The following is a 17147-nucleotide window of genomic DNA, read 5'->3' on the forward strand; positions in this document are numbered from 1 at the left end:
AGGTGAAGAGGCCCCGATCGGGGCCGACCGGAGTTTGCATGAACCAGACCTATCCCGTCCTCCCGCTGCGTGACATCGTCGTCTTCCCGCACATGATCGTGCCCCTGTTCGTCGGCCGCGACAAATCGGTCGCGGCCCTGGAAGCGGCGATGGCGGCGGATAAGGAAATCTTCCTGGTCGCCCAGCTCGATCCGGCCGAGGACGATCCCTCGCGCGAGGATTTGTACGAGATCGGCGTGACCGCCAGCGTCCTGCAATTGCTCAAGCTCCCCGACGGCACGGTGCGCGTGCTCGTGGAGGGCAAGACGCGCGGCCGCCTGGTCGAGCTGGACGAGTCGGGCACCCACCTGACCTCGACCATCGATACGACCGTGGTCGAGAGCGACGAAGCCGCGCTCGAAGCGCAGGACCATGACGTCAAGGCGCAGATCGCCGCGCTGATGCGCTCGGTGGTCGACCAGTTCGAGAATTACGCCAAGCTCAACCGCAAGCTGCCCGCCGAAACCGCCGTGCAGCTGGCCGAGATCGAAGACGCGTCGCAGCTGGCCGATGCGGTCGCCGCGAACATCTCGGTCAAGGTCGCCGACAAGCAAGCGCTGCTGGTCGAAACCGATCCGGCCAAGCGGCTGGAGATGGCCTATGCCCTGATGGAGGGCGAACTCGGCGTCCTGCAGGTCGAGAAGAAGATCAAGAGCCGCGTCAAGCGCCAGATGGAGAAGACGCAGCGCGAATATTATCTCAACGAGCAGCTCAAGGCGATCCAGCGCGAGCTGGGCAATGAGGGCGAGGACGGCGACGGCGACGAGATCGCCGAGCTGACCCAGAAGATCGCGACGCTCAAGCTGTCGAAGGAAGCGCGGACCAAGGCGACCGCCGAGCTGAAGAAGCTGAAGACCATGGCGCCGATGAGCGCCGAGGCGACGGTCGTGCGCAATTACCTCGACGTGCTGCTCGGCCTGCCCTGGGGCAAGAAGTCCAAGGTCAAGAAGGACATCGCCGCAGCACAGGCGATCCTCGATCAGGATCATTATGCGCTGGAGAAGGTGAAGGACCGGATCGTCGAGTATCTCGGCGTCCAGGCGCGCACCAACAAGCTGAAGGGGCCGATCCTGTGCCTCGTCGGCCCGCCGGGCGTCGGCAAGACCTCGCTGGGCCAGTCGATCGCCAAGGCATGCGGGCGCGAGTTCATCCGCCAGTCGCTGGGCGGCGTGCGCGACGAGGCGGAGATTCGCGGCCACCGCCGCACCTATATCGGCTCGCTGCCCGGCAAGATCGTGACCAACCTGAAAAAGGCCGGCACGTCCAACCCGCTGTTCCTGCTCGACGAGATCGACAAGCTGGGCCAGGATTTCCGTGGTGACCCTGCGTCCGCGCTGCTGGAAGTGCTCGATCCGGAACAGAACGCCAAGTTCAACGATCACTATCTGGAGATCGACATCGATCTCTCGGACGTGATGTTCGTGTGCACCGCGAACACGCTGAACCTGCCGCAGCCGCTGCTCGACCGCATGGAGATCATCCGTCTGGAGGGCTATACCGAGGACGAGAAGGTTGAGATCGCCGAGCGTCACCTGGTCGCCAAGCAGGTCGAGACGCATGGCCTGAAGGACGGCGAGTTCACGTTGACGCAAGGTGGCCTGCGTGCGCTGATCCAGCGCTACACCCGCGAGGCGGGCGTGCGTACGCTGGAGCGCGAGATCGCGCGTCTGGCGCGCAAGGCGCTGCGCCAGATTCTGGAGGGCAAGGCGACGTCGGTGACGATCACGCCCGAGAACCTGCACGAGTTCGCGGGCGTCCAGAAGTACCGCCACGGCCTGTCCGAGCAGGAGGATCAGATCGGTGCGGTCACGGGCCTGGCCTGGACCGAGGTGGGCGGCGAACTGCTGACCATCGAATCGGTGACGGTGCCGGGCAAGGGCCAGGTGAAGACCACCGGCAAGCTGGGCGATGTCATGAAGGAATCGGTCCAGGCCGCCTTCAGCTTCGTCCAGGCGCGTAGCCCCAGCTTCGGCATCAAGCCGTCGCTGTTCCACCGCAAGGACATCCATATCCACCTTCCCGAGGGCGCGGTGCCCAAGGATGGTCCGTCGGCGGGCATCGGCCTCGTTACCTCGATCGTGTCGACGCTGACCGGGATCGCGGTGCGCAAGGACGTGGCGATGACCGGCGAAGTGACCCTGCGGGGTCGCGTGCTGCCGATCGGTGGGCTGAAGGAGAAGCTGCTCGCGGCGCTGCGTGGCGGCATCACCACCGTGCTCATTCCGCAGGAAAATGAGAAGGATCTGGCGGATATCCCCGCCAACATCCTGAACGGCCTCAAGATCGTGCCGGTCGCGCATGTCGACGAAGTGCTCCGGTTGGCGCTGGTCGGGCCGCTGGAAGCGATCGATTGGACCGATGCGGATGAGCTGGCGGCGCTTCCGCCCGCACCCATCCCGGCGGTGGGCGGTGAACGCCACCACTGATCGTCGTGAGGGAAGGGCCGCCGGTCGAAAGATCGGCGGCCTTTTTCAAACGATGTCATAGGGATGACACGCACTTCTGTTTGCGTCATCGTTCGCATTGGGTAACGATGCACGGCGGGCGGGGGGTTTGACAGCTCGGTTCGCCGCGTCATTATCGTTGCTTTAATATTCGGACGGCACCGAGTCCGTCGCAGTTCTCGTCGAGATCATAGGGGGTTATGGAATGAACAAGCAGGAGCTCATCGCTACCGTCGCCGATTCCTCGGGCCTCGCGCGCGGCGATGCGGTCAAGGCGGTCGACGCCGTGTTCGAATCGATCACCGCCGCCCTGAAGAAGGGCGATGAAGTGCGCCTGGTCGGTTTCGGCACCTTCTCGGTTTCCAAGCGCAAGGCCTCGACCGGCCGTAACCCGCGCACCGGCGAGCCGATGACGATCAAGGCGTCGTCGCAGCCGAAGTTCAAGCCGGGCAAGCTCCTGAAGGACTCGGTCAACTAAATCCGAATTTTCGGGCTGGACAGACGGCGAGCCGCCGCCTAAAGGCCCGTCTCCCGGTTACGGGCGCGTAGCTCAGCGGTAGAGCACACCCTTCACACGGGTGGGGTCACAGGTTCAATCCCTGTCGCGCCCACCATTCTTACCCGTGACCTGAGGGTCGGGATGGAATGGTGAAAATGCCCAATAGGCAATTTCAGCAATAGCCTGCCGGATTCCCGACAATTTAGCGCGCCTTTAGCCTGGGATGACATGATGTCGACCCGTCATTGCGAGCGTAGCGAAGCAATCCAGGGCAGCGCGCGGAACCCTGGATTGCTTCGCTGCGCCCGCAATGACGGGTGATTCATCGTATGTCGTCTCGCTACACGCGCCTCTTGCTGTGCTGAGCGCCAAAGGAGAGCGCCATGCAGCCTGGGTATCGCAGCTTTTGTGCCGAGCATCCGGCCTTCGCCATCGCGATGGCGTTTCAGCCGATCATGGATGTCGAGAACGGACGCCCCATCGCCTATGAGGCGCTCTGCGTGGCAGCAAGGGCGAGGGCACGCGCGACATCCTGGCGCGGATCATGCCCGAGGATCGCTACCACTTCGACCAGCAATGTCGGGTGGCCGCGATCGAGGGCGTGGTGGCGGCGGGGCTGCTCGACACAGGCGCGCGGCTGTCGATCAATTTCTTTCCCGACACCGTCTATTCGCCGCTCGCATGTCTGGAGCCGACGCTCGACGCCGCGCGGCGGTTGAGCCTGCCTTACGAGCGATTGATCTTCGAGTTTTCCGAACAAGTCGATACGGGTGACGGCGCGCGTCTGAAGACCATCCTTGATACCTGTCATCACATGGGCTTCGGCACGGCGATCGACGATTTTGATGCGGGTCATGCCGGACTGGCACTGCTGGGCCAGGTGCGGACGGACGATATCAAGTTCGACATGGCGCTGATCCGGGGGATCGACGAGGCCATGCCCCGGCGCATGATCGTCGAGGGGGCTATGCGAATCGCCGAGAGGATGGGGGGCGAGGGGCTGACGATCGTATGCAGGACTCAAAACGTCGTCATTGCGAGCGTAGCGAAGCAACCCAGGGCTGGATCAAGACGCACTGAATTGCTTCGCTACGCTCGCAACGACGGATGGATTGTGGCGCGCATCACCGCGTTGTCCCTCCATCCCCCGCCAGGTAGCGGGCGATGGGGTCGATCATGTCCTTCGGGATACGCCGCGCGATCACGGGCATGGTCGCATGGCTCTTGCGCGCGTCGACGACGTTCTTGTCGCCCTGCCAATGGCGCAACCGCGCGGCGATATAGCCGGCCCGCTGTCCGGCGAGGACCGGATAGGGCTTGCCGGGTGTGTGGCAGCTGACACAGGCGGGCAGTTGCTTGTCGGGCAGCCCGCGCTCGACGATCTGCGCCGCCGCCGGATCGCCCGAAGGTTTCGAACTCCGTTCCGACCTGAGCCCCGGCATCGCGGCGAAGCGGCGCGCGGCGGCCTCCATTTCGGCGGGCTCCATGCGCATCGCGACCTGCTGCATGACCGCGCTGGAGCGGGTGCCGTTGGCATAGCCCTTGAGTGCCGCGAGCAGATATTCGGGGCTCTGGCCGCCCAGGATCGGGATGTCGGGGCTCCCCCGGCCGCGGCCGTCGGTGCCATGGCATCCGGTGCAATTGTCGGGATCGACGGCAGGCGAGGCCTCGGCGACCAGCGCGCGGTACTGGGCGGGCGTCATGCCGGGCAGGCGACGGACGAAGGCGACCATGCGCCGTACTTCGTCGGGGCGGTCCTGCACCGCCCAGGCGGGCATGCCGGTATATTTGACGCCGTGCTGCAGGACCCAGAACAACTGCTTGTCGGTCCATTCGCGCGCATTGACCGACAGGTCGGGCGCGGGCGGGGTAGCCGCCTGCATCACGGGGGCGGGCTTTTGGCCTGGGGCGCCGTGACAGACCGCGCAGCTATTGGCGAAATGCCCAGCGGCACTCACCAGCCCGCTGGCGTCGGCGGGGTCCTTGGGCGCGGTGAAGGCGGCGTGGGTGCGCACCGAATTGCGCATCGCCCAGTGCAGGAACCAGTCGGTGATCGCCCAATGCCCGCTGGAGGCGGCAAGGTTGATGACACCCGACCAGGCCACGCCCATGCCGAGCAGCGCCAGCCCCAGCAAGGTCGCGATGACGCGCTTCCAGGTGATGCGGATCGTCATGCGTGCGCTTCCTCTTTGGCCTGGAGCAGCCGCGCCAGCATCGCCAGCCCGCCGCACAGATAGGCGACACCGCCGACCAGCAGCATGACGACGCCGGACATTTGCTGATCCGCCAGCGCCCCCATGTCGTGATGGCTGTAGAGGGGACGCGGTGCGAGGCCGATCAGCGCGCCCAGCAGGGTCATGTGCATCGAGGTGACGAGCAGCGCCGCGACTCCGGCGGCGCGGTGGCGGGGTGCGAGCACGGCGGCCCAAAGCAGGAGGCCTGCCGCCAGGAAACTCGCCTGCTCGGCGACCAGCCAGACGGGGGCATGGTCCGCCAGTCGCCGCAGCGCCGGGACGTGCCAGCCCCAGACGACAACCGCCTCGATCATGGCAGCGGCCAGCGGGGTGGCGATCTGGGGTAATCGGATCGCCGGATCGAAACGCGTTCCTTGCAGACCCAGCGCGATCGGGGGCGCGGCCACCGCCACCGCAATCATGTGCGCGACCATGTGCCCGGTCATGCCCCACGTGCTGAACGCCCAGCCGACCGACAACAGCGCCAGCCCCAGCATCAACCAGACACGCTTCACCGGCAGTCCCCCAGCATCAGCACCGGCATCGCGGTGAAGATCACCGCGACGAAGCTCAATCCCGCCAGCAGCATCGTTGAATAGGCCAGGAAGCGCAGCCGATCGATATCGGTGCCTTCATTGTGCGGCGGCGGATCGCCGGGGGTACGCGACTGCTGCCACGCGATCAGCCCCGAGGCGAGGATGACGATGAGTGCCACGACCGTCCCGATCGCAAAGGCGATGGGGAACAGCGCCCATTTGCCGATCCGCTCGCAACTGATCGCGACCCAGAGATACGAAAAGAGGAAATGCACCGCCCAGGTCGTCGGCGGCACGATCAGCGTCCAGAGGGTGACGCGCAGCCGGTGCGCGCCCTTCAGCCAGCGCTTCATAGCCCCGTCTCCGGGAACAGGCCGATGGTCAGATAGGTGACGATCGCGGTCAGCGCGAAGAAATGCATATAGACGGTGATGTTGCGGATATCCGCATCATGGGTCGGCGTCATCTTGCCCGCGACGCTCCGCGCCAACGTGTAGAGCTGCATGATCGCGGCGACGCCAGCATGGACGACGGTCCAGACGACCAGCACCCAGACGATCGCCGGATAGACATTGGCCTCCGGATCGAGCCCGTCCAGGCATGCTATCCCGGCGAACAGGCTGGCGATGGCGGTGACGGCGCCCGCGACCAGCAGTCCGCGCGCGGCGTTGACCGAACCCCGGTGATGAACCTCGCGCGCGATCAGCGTGGCGGCCCAGCTGGCCAGTGACAGGGCCAGCGCCGTCATCGGCCCGCCGCTGCCCGGCCCGTCGAACCCCGCGCCGAAATCGGGATGGATTGTCCAGTAGAAATAATAGCCGAAGACGAGGCCGGAAAAGGCGGTCGCATCCGCCATCATGGTGATGAACATCGCCCACCAACCCGGCGCGGCCGGGCCGGAGATATAGAGCGGCAGGCGCATGCCGTGGCCGATCGGCTTTTCGGGCTTTTCCGGGATTTCGGCGGTGTCCCACAGCCACCACAGGATGCAGCCCAGTGTCACCACCCCGCCCAGCGCGGCGATGAGGTAGAGGTGATAGGTGGTCAGGATGAACACGCTGCCCAGCGCGACGGCGGTCATCATCGGCTTGACGCTGGGCGTGCCCAGGCGGATCACCGAAACCGGCTTGGCATCCAGGACCGAGGTGATGATCGTCTCGCGGCGCCCTTCCTCGGCATCGGGGAGGAAAAAGCGGCCTTCATCGACCTTGGCGACGAAGTTCTTCTGGTCCCAGATCGGATAGCGGCTCTCGACCAGCGGCACCGAGCGGATGCCCCAATCCTCGTCGTCCGGGTGTGCCAGCCATTCCAGCGTACCCGCATTCCACGGGTTGCGCGGCGACTTGGCCCGCGTCGGCGACAGGGCGAGATCGACGACCAGCACCAGCACGCCGATGGCGAACATGTATGACCCGGCGGTCGAAGCGAGGTTGAGCCAGCCGATGCCCAATTCTTCCGGATAGGTGAAGACGCGGCGCGGCATCCCTTCCAGCCCCGACAGGTGCATCGGGAAGAAGGTCAGGTTGATCCCGACGAACATGATCCAGAAGGCGATGCGCCCCAGCCGGTCGGACAGTTTCTTGCCCGTAATCAGCGGCCAGTAATAATAGAGCCCGCCGAACAGCGGCAGCAGGGTGCCGCCGATCAGCACGTAATGAAGATGCGCGACGATGAAATAGGTGTCGTGCGCCTGCCAGTCGAACGGCGCCACCGCGACCATCACGCCGGTCAGCCCGCCGATGACGAAGACGGCCAGGCTTCCGCTCGCGTGAAGGAGCGGCGTCGACCATTTCACCTTGCCAGCCCAGAGCGTGGCGATGAAGGCGAAGATCTGAACCCCGGTCGGGATCGCGACCGCCTCGGAGGCGGCGGAGAAGAAGGCCAGGCTGATCTTGGGCAGGCCGGTCGCGAACATGTGGTGGACCCACAGGCCGAACGACAGGAAGGCGGTGCCGACGGCGGCCAGCACGATCCACGGATAGCCCAGCAGATGCCGCTGCGCGAAGGTCGGGATCATCATCGCGAACAGCGCGATCGAGGGCAGGAAGACGATATAGACTTCCGGATGGCCGAAGATCCAGAACAGGTGCTGCCACAGTAACGGATCGCCGCCGCGCGCGGCGTCGAAGAACGGCCAGTTGAGCAATCGCTCCATCTCGAACAACAGGTCGCCCGCGATCAGCGGCGGGAAGGCGAACAGGATCATCACCGCCACGACCAGGATATACCAGGCGTAGAGCGGCATCAGGTTCAGCCGCATGCCCGGGGGGCGGCACTTCAGCACGCCGACGATCAGCTCGACGGCGGCGGCTACTGACGACACCTCGATGAAGGATAGGCCCAGCATCCAGATATCGGCGCCCAGCCCCGACAGGTCGGTACGGGTGGTCAGCGGCGGATACATGAACCAGCCGCCATCGGGCGCGGCGTTGAAGAAGATCGACCCGCCGACGAACACGCCGCCGAGCAGGAAGCTCCAGTAACCGAACGCCGACAGGCGCGGGAAGGGCAGGTCGCGCGCGCCCAAGAGCTGGGGCAGCAGAATGATCGACACCGCCTCGAACATCGGGACGGCGAACAGGAACATCATCATCGAGCCGTGCAGCGTGAACAGCTGGTTGAAGGTGTTCGCCGACACGAGATCATTGTCGGGCACCGCCAGCTGGGTACGCATGATGAGCGCCAGCACGCCCGCGAACAGCATGAAGCCGAACGCGGTCAGCGTGTACCAGACGCCGACCCGGTTATTGTTGGTGTCGGTCCAGCGCAGGAACAGGCCGCTGGGGGGCTTCCACACGGCGCGAAGGCGTTCCTCCTGGGCGGCGCGAAGCTGGGGGTCGTCCTGCGCGTGGAGGCTCATTTCAGGCCCTGAAGATAGCGGGCGAGGGCAAGGGCCTCGTCATCCGACAATTGGGGGAAGGACGGCATGCGGACACCGGGCTTGGTCTTTTCGGGATGACGGATGAAGGCAGCGACGTTCGCCTCGGTCATCGGCAGGATGCCCGCCGCCAACGTGCGACGCGATCCGAAATGGGTGAGGTCGGGGCCGATCCGGCTGGGCGCGTTGACCCCCGCGATACCATGACAGCCGCCACAGCCATTCTCGGCGAACAGGCGCGCTCCGGCCGCGACGCTCGGTTGGGCGGTGCGGGCCTGCTCGGCCAGCCAGGCGTCGAAGGCGGCGGGGGGCATGGCGATGACGTCGAACGCCATCAGCGCATGGGACAGGCCGCAAAACTCCGCGCACTGCCCGCGATAGCGGCCGGGCTTGTCGGCGCGCACGACCAGGCTGTTGATGCGGCCGGGGATCATGTCCATCTTGCCCGCGAGCCCCGGAATCCAGAAGCTGTGCACCACATCGCCGCCGCTCAGGCGGAAAGCGACGGTGCGGCCGGTCGGAATGCGGATCTCATTGGCGCTGAGGACGGGCGGACGGCCCGGCGGCGCATAGGCGACGCGCCACCAGAATTGCTCGCCATCGACGGCAATGGTCAGGTCGGCGGGCGAGGCCGGGCGCGGGCGCATATAGGGTAGGGAGTAGGCGAGCAGCCCGAGCAACACGACGGTGGGGATGATCCCGCCCAGCCACAGGACGATCCGCATCCCCTCGCGATGGTCGATCGACCCTTCGGGCGCCCGGACGGCGTGGCGCATCAGCAGCGCGACACCGCCTGAGATCACCACCGCGCCGACCAGCATGATGACAAACAGATGCCGGATATCGGCCGCATCCGCCCCGAACGGCGCCAGCGTGGATTGATGCGTGTTGCATCCCGCCAGCAAACCGGCGGTTACGATCAAGATGGTGCTGCTTTTCCCCCGCATCGCCTCCGAACGTTTCGATGGTGGATTAGTTCATGTTAGTTTCATCGAAAGTTCATGTTGGGTGGTGAAGTCACTTGGCATTGCGTCGCCACACTTCCCCGGCCAGCAGGGTCGCAAAGCCCAGCCACGCCGCCAGCGGCATGACGCTGACCGAGGCCGGGCGGTCGACTTTCCACGCGGTGGCGGCAAGCGCGGTGGTGCCGATCGCCATGGCTCCGGCGGCGGCAGTGCTGGCGCGGGTACGGCGTTCGCGGAAGAACAGTTCGGTCCAGCCGCCGATCATTGCGCTGTTGCCCAGCCACAGCGCGACCGAGGCATTGCGGGCGGGCGAGTCGGGCTGGCGGAGCAGGCGATAGCCGCCGACCGCCGCCAGCGTCTCCAGCACCGGCCACACCGCGCCGAACACCATGTCGGGCGGGGTGAAGCCGGGCTTGTCGAGCCGCGCATACCAGCGGCGGATGCGCGGATGCGACGGATCGGGGGCGTTACGCCGCCCGATCAGCGCGCTCAGCCCCAGCACGCCCGCCGCGATACCGCCCGCCGCCCATGGCGATAGTCCCTTGTTCTTCATGGCCGTCATCCCTTCCGAATGTCGAAGGCGATAACGGTCGTCACTCAACCCTGTTCAATCGCCACGCGGCGGCGGCTCCACGAGACGATGCGGTCGAGCAGGCCGATCACGATCAACGACGCGCCGAACAGCGGCAGGGCGATCCCCGCCACCACCAGCGACACCAGCAGGCCGCCGACCCGCGCGCCCGAAAGCGCAGGCGGCGCTCCGATCCGTCCGACCGGGCGACGCTTCCACCACATGGCCACGCCGCTGAACGTCAGGACCCAGATGGCGATGCAGGGGATCAGCATCAGCAACTGGTTCGCGCGGCCGAAATAATTGCCCATGTGAAGCTGCACGCCCGACTCCACCGCGCGGCCGACGATGCCGTAATCGGCATAGCGGACCTCCGGCCCGATCGGCCTGAAGCTGTAGCGGTCGATATAGAGCGTCTTCTGCCCCACCGGCCGGTCGGGATAGGTGAAGACGGTATAGACCCCGTCCGCCCCCTTGGGCAGGAACAGGCGATAGCTGCCCGACCAGCCATGCGCGCGCAGGATGTCCGTCACCCGGTCGGTGCCGCGAATGACCGCCGGGTCGCGGGTCGCACCGGGCGTCTCCGGGCCGTGATCGGCATGTTCGCCGCCCATGGCGGGCATGGCCGAATGGGGCATCTGTGATCGGGGGAGGGGCGCATCCTCGAGCGTCCATGGCGCATCGCCCAGCGCGGTCTTCATCGGCACGCTATGCGGGATATTGTACTGGCGGAAGGAAGCCGGATAGCCCACGCCCAGCGCCGCGCCGACCCGGTGGATCAACGGCCCGCTGACCCTGGCCCAGGGCAGGCCGGTGACGATCAGGAAGCCGATCAGTACGACGGTCCACACCCCCACCGGCCCATGCAGGTCGCGCCAGAAGCGTCGCCCCCGTCCGCTCACGCGCGGCCAAAGCGTCCCCGCCGCCGTGAACCGCCCGCGCGGCCACCACAGGATGATGCCGGTGACGAGCAGCACCAGCGCCCAGCTGACCGCCAGTTCGACCAGCCGCTCGCCGAACACGCCCATCAGGATCGATCGGTGCATGGCATCCGCCCAGCCGACCAGCGTGCGGTCATAGACCACGCTGCCCAGCACCTTCGCCGTCCCGGGATCGACGGCAACGCGACGCGGCGGTCCCTCGTTCGGCTGGACGAAGACCACCGCCGAACGGTCGGCGGTGGCGGGCATGTCGACCCGCGAGGCGCTGCCGGGATAGGCGGCCAGCGCGGCCTCGATCAGGCGCGACATCGGCGCTTCGGTGCGGTGGGGCGCGACGAAGCGAAGCTCGGGATAGATCGCATCGTTCAATTCGTCGTTGAACAGATAGATGGCGCCGGTCAGGCTGAGCATCAGCAGGATCGGCGCGACCAGCAGTCCGGCCCAGAAATGCCAGCGCCAGATCGTGCGGTGGAAGGCGGCGTGGCGCGAGGCGGGTGTCATCGAACTGCTCCTCACAACCGGGCCGTCAGCGCGATATCGAGGGATCGCGGCTCGCCGATATAGACGTTGGTGGTCGGGTAGCCCGAATATTCGCCGTAGAAGCGATTGGTCAGGTTGCGTCCGCGCACCGTCAGGGTGGTGTGCGGCCCGACCGGCACCGACAGGCTGGCGTCGAGCAGCATGTGACCCGCGACATGGATGCTGTTCGCGGTGTCGGTATAGAAGCCGCCCGCCTGTCGCAGGATGCCCCCCAAGGTGACATCGTGCGGCAATGTGTAGAAGACGGAGGCGAACAGCGTGGTGTCGGGCACGTTGATCGGCCGGTTGCCGCTGCGGTCGACCCGCACGCCGCCGACCAGTTCCGACAGCTGGTCATAGCGTGCATCGGTATAGGACGCCCCCGCCGTCAGGCGGAGCGAGGGCAAGGGGCGAAGCTCGCCGGTTAGTTCGCCCCCGCGTGACGATTGCCGTCCGCCCTGGATGCTCAACGCCGGATTGGTCGGGTCGCGGGTCAGGATGTCGGACTGAACGATGCGATACACGGCGCCGGTCAGCGTCGCGCGATTGGCCCAGCCACTCGCCTTGAACCCCGCCTCCACCGCATGGCCTTTGGTCAGGCGAAAGCGGCTATTGGCGATCGAGGCGAGCAGAATGGTCGACACCGGCGAGACGGCGGTGGTGTATTGCGCATAGAGCGTCACCCCCCGCACAGCCTCCCAGGTCGTGCCCGCGCGCCACGACACCGGATCGAAACGCGGTGCATTGCGGTCGGTCGCCCCTCCGACATTCTGGATCGTCGCCCGGTCGAGCGCGATGTGATCCCAGCGGACACCGCCGACGAGCAGCCAGCGCGACGTCAGGTTGACCGCATCCTCGGCAAAGACCGATGCCTGCTTCAGGCGCGAGCGAAAGGTCACATTGCCGCTGGTGAAGACCGCCGGAGAGGTCGGCGCGATGATCGGCGCGGGGTTGCGCAGATCGACATCGGGCAGCGTGCCGAGCGGGGCCTGCTGGCGAAGGCTGGTGAAATCGGTCGCGTTATATTCCGCGCCCAGGATGAAGCGGTGGCGCAGGCCGGCGATCTGCCCGTCGCGCTCGATAGTGCCGCGCGCATTCCAGAATTGATGGTCGTGGCGGAAATCCTGATAGCTTTGCCGGATGCTGCCATTCGGGAAGCGGGCGCTGGGCGCGGCGAAACTCTGCGTGTCGGCCAGCAGAAAGGCGCGGTCGGCGGTATAGCCGGTCAGGTCCAGCGCGGCGACCCAGCCATCGCCGATCCTCCAGTCGAGCCGCGAGCGAACCGTCGTCTCGTTCGCGCCCGACCACGCCCCTATCGGGTTGTAGTTGCGCTGCCTCAGGCTTCGGTCGGCGACCAGCCCGGCGCTGCTGCGCACTGCGTCGCTGGGGTCGAGCGCATAGCGGGCGGGGATCAGCGGCAGGCCCTGATAGGTGGCGTCATAGCGATCCTCGAAATGGTCGACCGCGACCAGCAGCGACAGGCGGTCGCTGGGCCGGAACAGCGCGCTGGCGGTCAGCCCGGTCGAGACGCTGGCATTGTGGTCGACATCGTACAGGCTGTCGGAACGCTGATAGCTGGCGTCCGCGCGCACCGCGATGGTGGATGACACGGGCAGGTTGACGCCCCCGCCTGCGAAGACCGTGTCGAAGCTGCCGCCCGACAGCATCAGGTCGAGTGTGCGTTCGCCGAGCACGGGCTTGCGCGTCACCTTGTTGATGACGCCCGCCAGCGCACCTTCGCCGTAAAGGACGGACGCGGGGCCTTTCAGCACCTCGATCCGGTCATAATGCCAGATATTGCTGTCGCGCTGGGTGACCGTGGAAGCGGCGATTCGCACGCCGTCCTGCAGGATCGAGACGGTGTTGCCTGCAAAGCCGCGCATCGTGACCACCGCCGGATTGCCCGGCACATTGCCCGAGATCGCGCCGACCACCTGGTCGAACGCCTCGCGCGCCGTGCGGACTCCGCGCGCCTGGAGTTCGTCCTGGGTCAGGATCTCGATGCTGGCGGGTGTTTCGCGGATCGTCAGGGGTAAGCGGCTGGCCGCCCCGGCGCCGGTGTCGAGCGGGCGTGCGGCGGTGACGACGATCGTCGGGGATGGCGGCGTTGCCGCCTGACCGGACGGATTGTCCGGCATGGAAAGGAAAAGAGGCATGAAAGGGCTTTCGACCGACCCCCGCTGGAACGGGGGCGAACATCATGAGGGCGTTGCCGCCCGAAGGCAGCGACACCGGATGAGACGGGTCAGGAAAGCGCGGGCGGTCCTCGCAGGGGCGGCCGCAAATAGGGCGCGGGGGCGGGCCGGGGCAGGACCGGCACGGCCAGCCCGACGCCCATGACGAAAGCGATGAGCAGCGCCAGCTGGATCGGATCGGTCGCCGCCAGCCCGGGCGCGGCCAGCCCGGCAAAGGCGCAGGGGCTCTCTCGGCCATGATCCTCGTCGGAATGGCCGGAGCCGTGTCCGCTTCCATCATGCACCATCGTGCCGTGACCCATTGCCATGGCCCCGCCATGCGTCATGGTCTTGCCATGCCCCGTCGCGGACAGATCGGGGACGGGGCCGCTGGCGGGACACAGGATGATCGCGGCGTGGCCATCGACCTGCCCGACCATATAGCCATTCGGGATCAGCAGCTTCAGCAACAGCGCTGCCGCGCAGAGGAGCACGGCCAGCTTGCGTTGCGCGAACAGGCTGCGGATCGCCGTCACGAGGCGAGGGGTAGTCGAGCCGATCGGCGCTGTCACCCGGACAGATCGGCCCTTGGACAAAATGGCCGGATATCCTGTCTAAGCCAATGGCCTGATCCAGATCGAGGGGCGGTGGTGCGGCCGCCAATCGACGCTGGCGCCGGGCCGCGCTCTGATGCAGGGTCAAATCATGGTATATTCTGCCGCCTTTGCTTTTCTCGACGGCGTATCGGGTCGGGTCGTCGACGAAATGATCGCATTCGACTGGGCGACGACCAGCCTGGGGCGCCCGGAGACATGGCCTGCCGCGCTCAAGGCGCAGATCGCCACGATGCTGGCCTGTCCGGCCCCCATGTATCTGGTCTGGGGACCGGATCTGATCTCGTTCTACAATGACGCCTATCGCCCGATGCTGGGGTATCGCGCCGCGACCGCCATGGGGACGCCGTTCCGTATCCTGTGGGACAGCATCTGGACGGATATCGCGCCGCTGGTGGATATCGCGCTGTCGGGCAAGGTCGCGCAGGTCACCGACATGCGGCTCGACCTGGCGCGTGAGGGCAAGCCCGAAGAGGCCTATTGGTCCTTTTCCTATTCCCCGGTCTTCGACGATCGCGGCGCGATCGCGGGCATGATCTGCGTCACCGGCGAGACGACCGCGCGGGTGCTGGCGGAGCGGCGGCAGCGCGAGGCGGACGAGCGGCTGGAGCTGGCGCTGAGTTCGGGCGCGCATGTCGGCATGTGGGACTGGGACGTGGTCAACGACTCCGTCCGCTCGGATCGGCGCTTCGCTGCCATGTACGGGGTAGATCCGGCCGCGGCCGAGACGGGAATCCCGATCGCCGAATTCTTTCGGGGCATCCATCCCGATGATCGTGAGCGTGTCACGCGCGAGGTCGCGGACGCCATGGCGGGGACGGGTGAGGGCGACGCAGCGGGCCGTTTCGCCTCCGAATATCGGCTGGTCCAGTCGGATGGCACGATTCACTGGGTATCGGCGCGGGGTCGCTGCATCGCCGATGAGAGCGGCCGCTGCGTGCGCTTTCCGGGCGTCAGCTTCGACATCACCGATCGCATCTGCACCGAGCAGCAGCTCCGCGAAAGCGAGGCCCGGGCACGACTGAACGCCGAGCGGGTGCAGCTGGCGCAGGAGGCCGGTGCGATCATCGGCACCTGGTTCTGGGATCTCCTGTCCAACCGCTTCACCTGCGACGAGCCGTTCGCGCGGCATTTCGGAATCGCCCCCGCGCTCGGCCACGAAGGGTTGGAAATCGAGAAGGTGGCGGAACTGGTCCATCCCGACGACCGGGCCGGGCTGTCGGAGGCGGTGCAGGCGGCGATCGCGCGGGGCGGACCCTATGCGCACCAGTATCGCGTGCGTCGCCATGACGGCCATTATCACTGGCTGGAGGCGATCGGTCGTGTCGATCATGCGCCCGACGGTACGCCGGTCCAGTTTCCCGGCGTCCTGATCGATGTCGGCGCCCGGCGTGCGCTGGAGGTCGAGCGCGACACGGCCATCGCCGAGCTGCGCGCGCTGACCGACCAGCTGGAACAGCGGGTCGCCGATCGCACCGCCGAATTGATGCGCGCCGAGGAAGCGCTGCGACAGAGCCAGAAAATGGAGGCGGTGGGGCAGCTGACCGGCGGGCTGGCGCATGATTTCAACAATCTGCTCGCCGGGATTTCGGGTTCTCTGGAGTTGATGACGCTGCGGCTTTCGCAGGGGCGGGTGAACGACCTGGACCGCTATATGGACGCGGCGCAGGGGGCGACCCGGCGCGCGGCGGCGCTGACCCACCGGCTGCTCGCCTTTTCCCGGCGACAGACGCTGGCGCCCAAGCCCACCGACATCGCTGCCCTGGTGGCGGGCATGACCGACCTGATTCGCCGCACCGTCGGGCCGGGCATCGTGCTGGAGACGCATGGCGCGGATGATCTGTGGACGGTGCTGGTCGACGCGCCGCAGCTGGAAAATGCGCTGCTCAACCTGTGCATCAACGCGCGCGATGCGATGCCGGAGGGCGGGCGGATCACGATCGAGATGGTCAATCGCCGTCTCGACAAGGGCAATGCCCGCTTCGCCGACATACCCGATGGCGAATATCTGGCGCTGTGCGTCACCGATACCGGCACCGGCATGACGCCGGAGGTGATGGAAAAGGTGTTCGACCCGTTCTTCACCACCAAGCCGCTGGGGCAGGGGACCGGGCTGGGGCTGAGCATGATCTACGGCTTTGCCCAGCAATCGGGCGGTCAGGTGCGCATCCGTTCGGCACCTGGCGAGGGCACGACGGTGTTCCTGTATCTGCCGCGCCATGACGGCCCGGTCGAACGCGATGGCGTGGATGCGACCGGCGTGACCGCAAAGCCATCGGGCGCGGGCGAGACGGTTCTGGTCGTCGATGACGAGGCGACGGTGCGAATGATGATCTCCGATGTCCTGCGCGACATGGGATATCGGGTGGTCGAGGCGGCGGACAGCGTCGAGGGGATGGCCGTGCTGCGATCGGACGAGCGCATCGATCTGCTGGTCACCGATGTCGGCCTGCCCGGCGGCATGAACGGGCGGCAGCTGGCCGAGGCGGCGCGGGAATTGCGACATGAATTGAATGTCATGTTCGTCACGGGCTATGCGGAGAATGCGGTGCTGAACAGTGGGCATCTGTCGCCGGGCATGCAGTTGCTGACCAAGCCCTTCACGGTGGATGCGCTGGTCATGGGGATTCAGGCGGCGATGGGCGCGAGCGCGCGGCGGTACGAACCCCACGCCTCCTGATCCCGTCAAAGGCCTGGCTCCCCGGCGCCGCGGTATTGCGTACCGCCTGGGAG

General features: G+C 66.5%; 12 protein-coding genes, 1 tRNA gene and 1 pseudogene. 5 read left to right on the forward strand and 9 right to left on the reverse strand.

The window, feature by feature from the left end; all coding sequences use genetic code 11:
- Positions 1-38: 38 nt before the first annotated feature.
- The 4 genes and pseudogenes from lon to AC1GI4_RS16180 all read left to right on the forward strand — a co-directional run.
- Positions 39-2465 carry an endopeptidase La gene (gene lon / locus AC1GI4_RS16165; RefSeq protein ID WP_433910138.1) on the forward strand — a complete coding sequence of 809 codons (2427 nt, stop codon included), beginning with the start codon at positions 39-41 and terminating at the stop codon, positions 2463-2465.
- A gap of 208 nt (positions 2466-2673) precedes the next feature.
- Positions 2674-2961, forward strand: coding sequence for an HU family DNA-binding protein (locus tag AC1GI4_RS16170; protein WP_269083245.1), 288 nt, complete (start codon positions 2674-2676; stop codon positions 2959-2961).
- Positions 2962-3022: 61 nt separating this feature from the next.
- Positions 3023-3097, forward strand: a tRNA-Val gene (locus AC1GI4_RS16175).
- Between the two features lie 429 nt (positions 3098-3526).
- Positions 3527-3913 (forward strand): annotated as a pseudogene (locus AC1GI4_RS16180) (EAL domain-containing protein); the annotation flags it as partial.
- Positions 3914-4106: 193 nt separating this feature from the next.
- Here AC1GI4_RS16180 and AC1GI4_RS16185 read toward each other — a convergent pair.
- The 9 genes from AC1GI4_RS16185 to AC1GI4_RS16225 form a co-directional block, all read right to left on the reverse strand.
- Positions 4107-5156 (reverse strand): c-type cytochrome, encoded by a 1050-nt coding sequence (locus tag AC1GI4_RS16185; RefSeq protein ID WP_479630178.1) that lies wholly within the window; start codon positions 5154-5156, stop codon positions 4107-4109.
- Complete coding sequence (locus tag AC1GI4_RS16190; protein WP_479630179.1) at positions 5153-5731, reverse strand: cytochrome c oxidase assembly protein; 579 nt, start codon at positions 5729-5731, stop codon at positions 5153-5155. Before AC1GI4_RS16190 ends, AC1GI4_RS16185 begins: the two co-directional genes overlap by 4 nt.
- Positions 5728-6105, reverse strand: a complete 378-nt coding sequence (locus AC1GI4_RS16195) for a hypothetical protein (protein ID WP_433910141.1) — start codon at positions 6103-6105, stop codon at positions 5728-5730. The genes AC1GI4_RS16190 and AC1GI4_RS16195 overlap by 4 nt, the downstream gene beginning before the upstream one ends.
- Complete coding sequence (ctaD, locus tag AC1GI4_RS16200; protein ID WP_479630181.1) at positions 6102-8612, reverse strand: cytochrome c oxidase subunit I; 2511 nt, start codon at positions 8610-8612, stop codon at positions 6102-6104. Before ctaD ends, AC1GI4_RS16195 begins: the two co-directional genes overlap by 4 nt.
- Positions 8609-9577 (reverse strand): cytochrome c oxidase subunit II, encoded by a 969-nt coding sequence (gene coxB, locus AC1GI4_RS16205; protein WP_479630182.1) that lies wholly within the window; start codon positions 9575-9577, stop codon positions 8609-8611. The genes ctaD and coxB overlap by 4 nt, the downstream gene beginning before the upstream one ends.
- 70 nt (positions 9578-9647) lie before the next feature.
- Positions 9648-10148: a TspO/MBR family protein gene (locus AC1GI4_RS16210; RefSeq protein ID WP_479630183.1), complete on the reverse strand. Its 501-nt coding sequence runs from the start codon at positions 10146-10148 to the stop codon at positions 9648-9650.
- Positions 10149-10192: 44 nt separating this feature from the next.
- A complete protein-coding gene (locus AC1GI4_RS16215) occupies positions 10193-11608 on the reverse strand; it encodes a PepSY-associated TM helix domain-containing protein (RefSeq protein WP_479630184.1) in 1416 nt (471 codons plus the stop codon).
- An 11-nt stretch (positions 11609-11619) separates the two neighbouring features.
- Positions 11620-13764, reverse strand: coding sequence for a TonB-dependent receptor (locus AC1GI4_RS16220; protein ID WP_479630185.1), 2145 nt, complete (start codon positions 13762-13764; stop codon positions 11620-11622).
- A gap of 107 nt (positions 13765-13871) precedes the next feature.
- Positions 13872-14336, reverse strand: a complete 465-nt coding sequence (locus tag AC1GI4_RS16225; protein ID WP_479630187.1) for a hypothetical protein — start codon at positions 14334-14336, stop codon at positions 13872-13874.
- 169 nt (positions 14337-14505) lie between these two features.
- Here AC1GI4_RS16225 and AC1GI4_RS16230 point away from each other — a divergent pair, with 169 nt between their 5' ends.
- Complete coding sequence (locus AC1GI4_RS16230; RefSeq protein ID WP_479630188.1) at positions 14506-17094, forward strand: PAS domain-containing protein; 2589 nt, start codon at positions 14506-14508, stop codon at positions 17092-17094.
- Positions 17095-17147: the final 53 nt, after the last annotated feature.

This window comes from Sphingomonas sp. 77B, assembly GCF_056497825.1.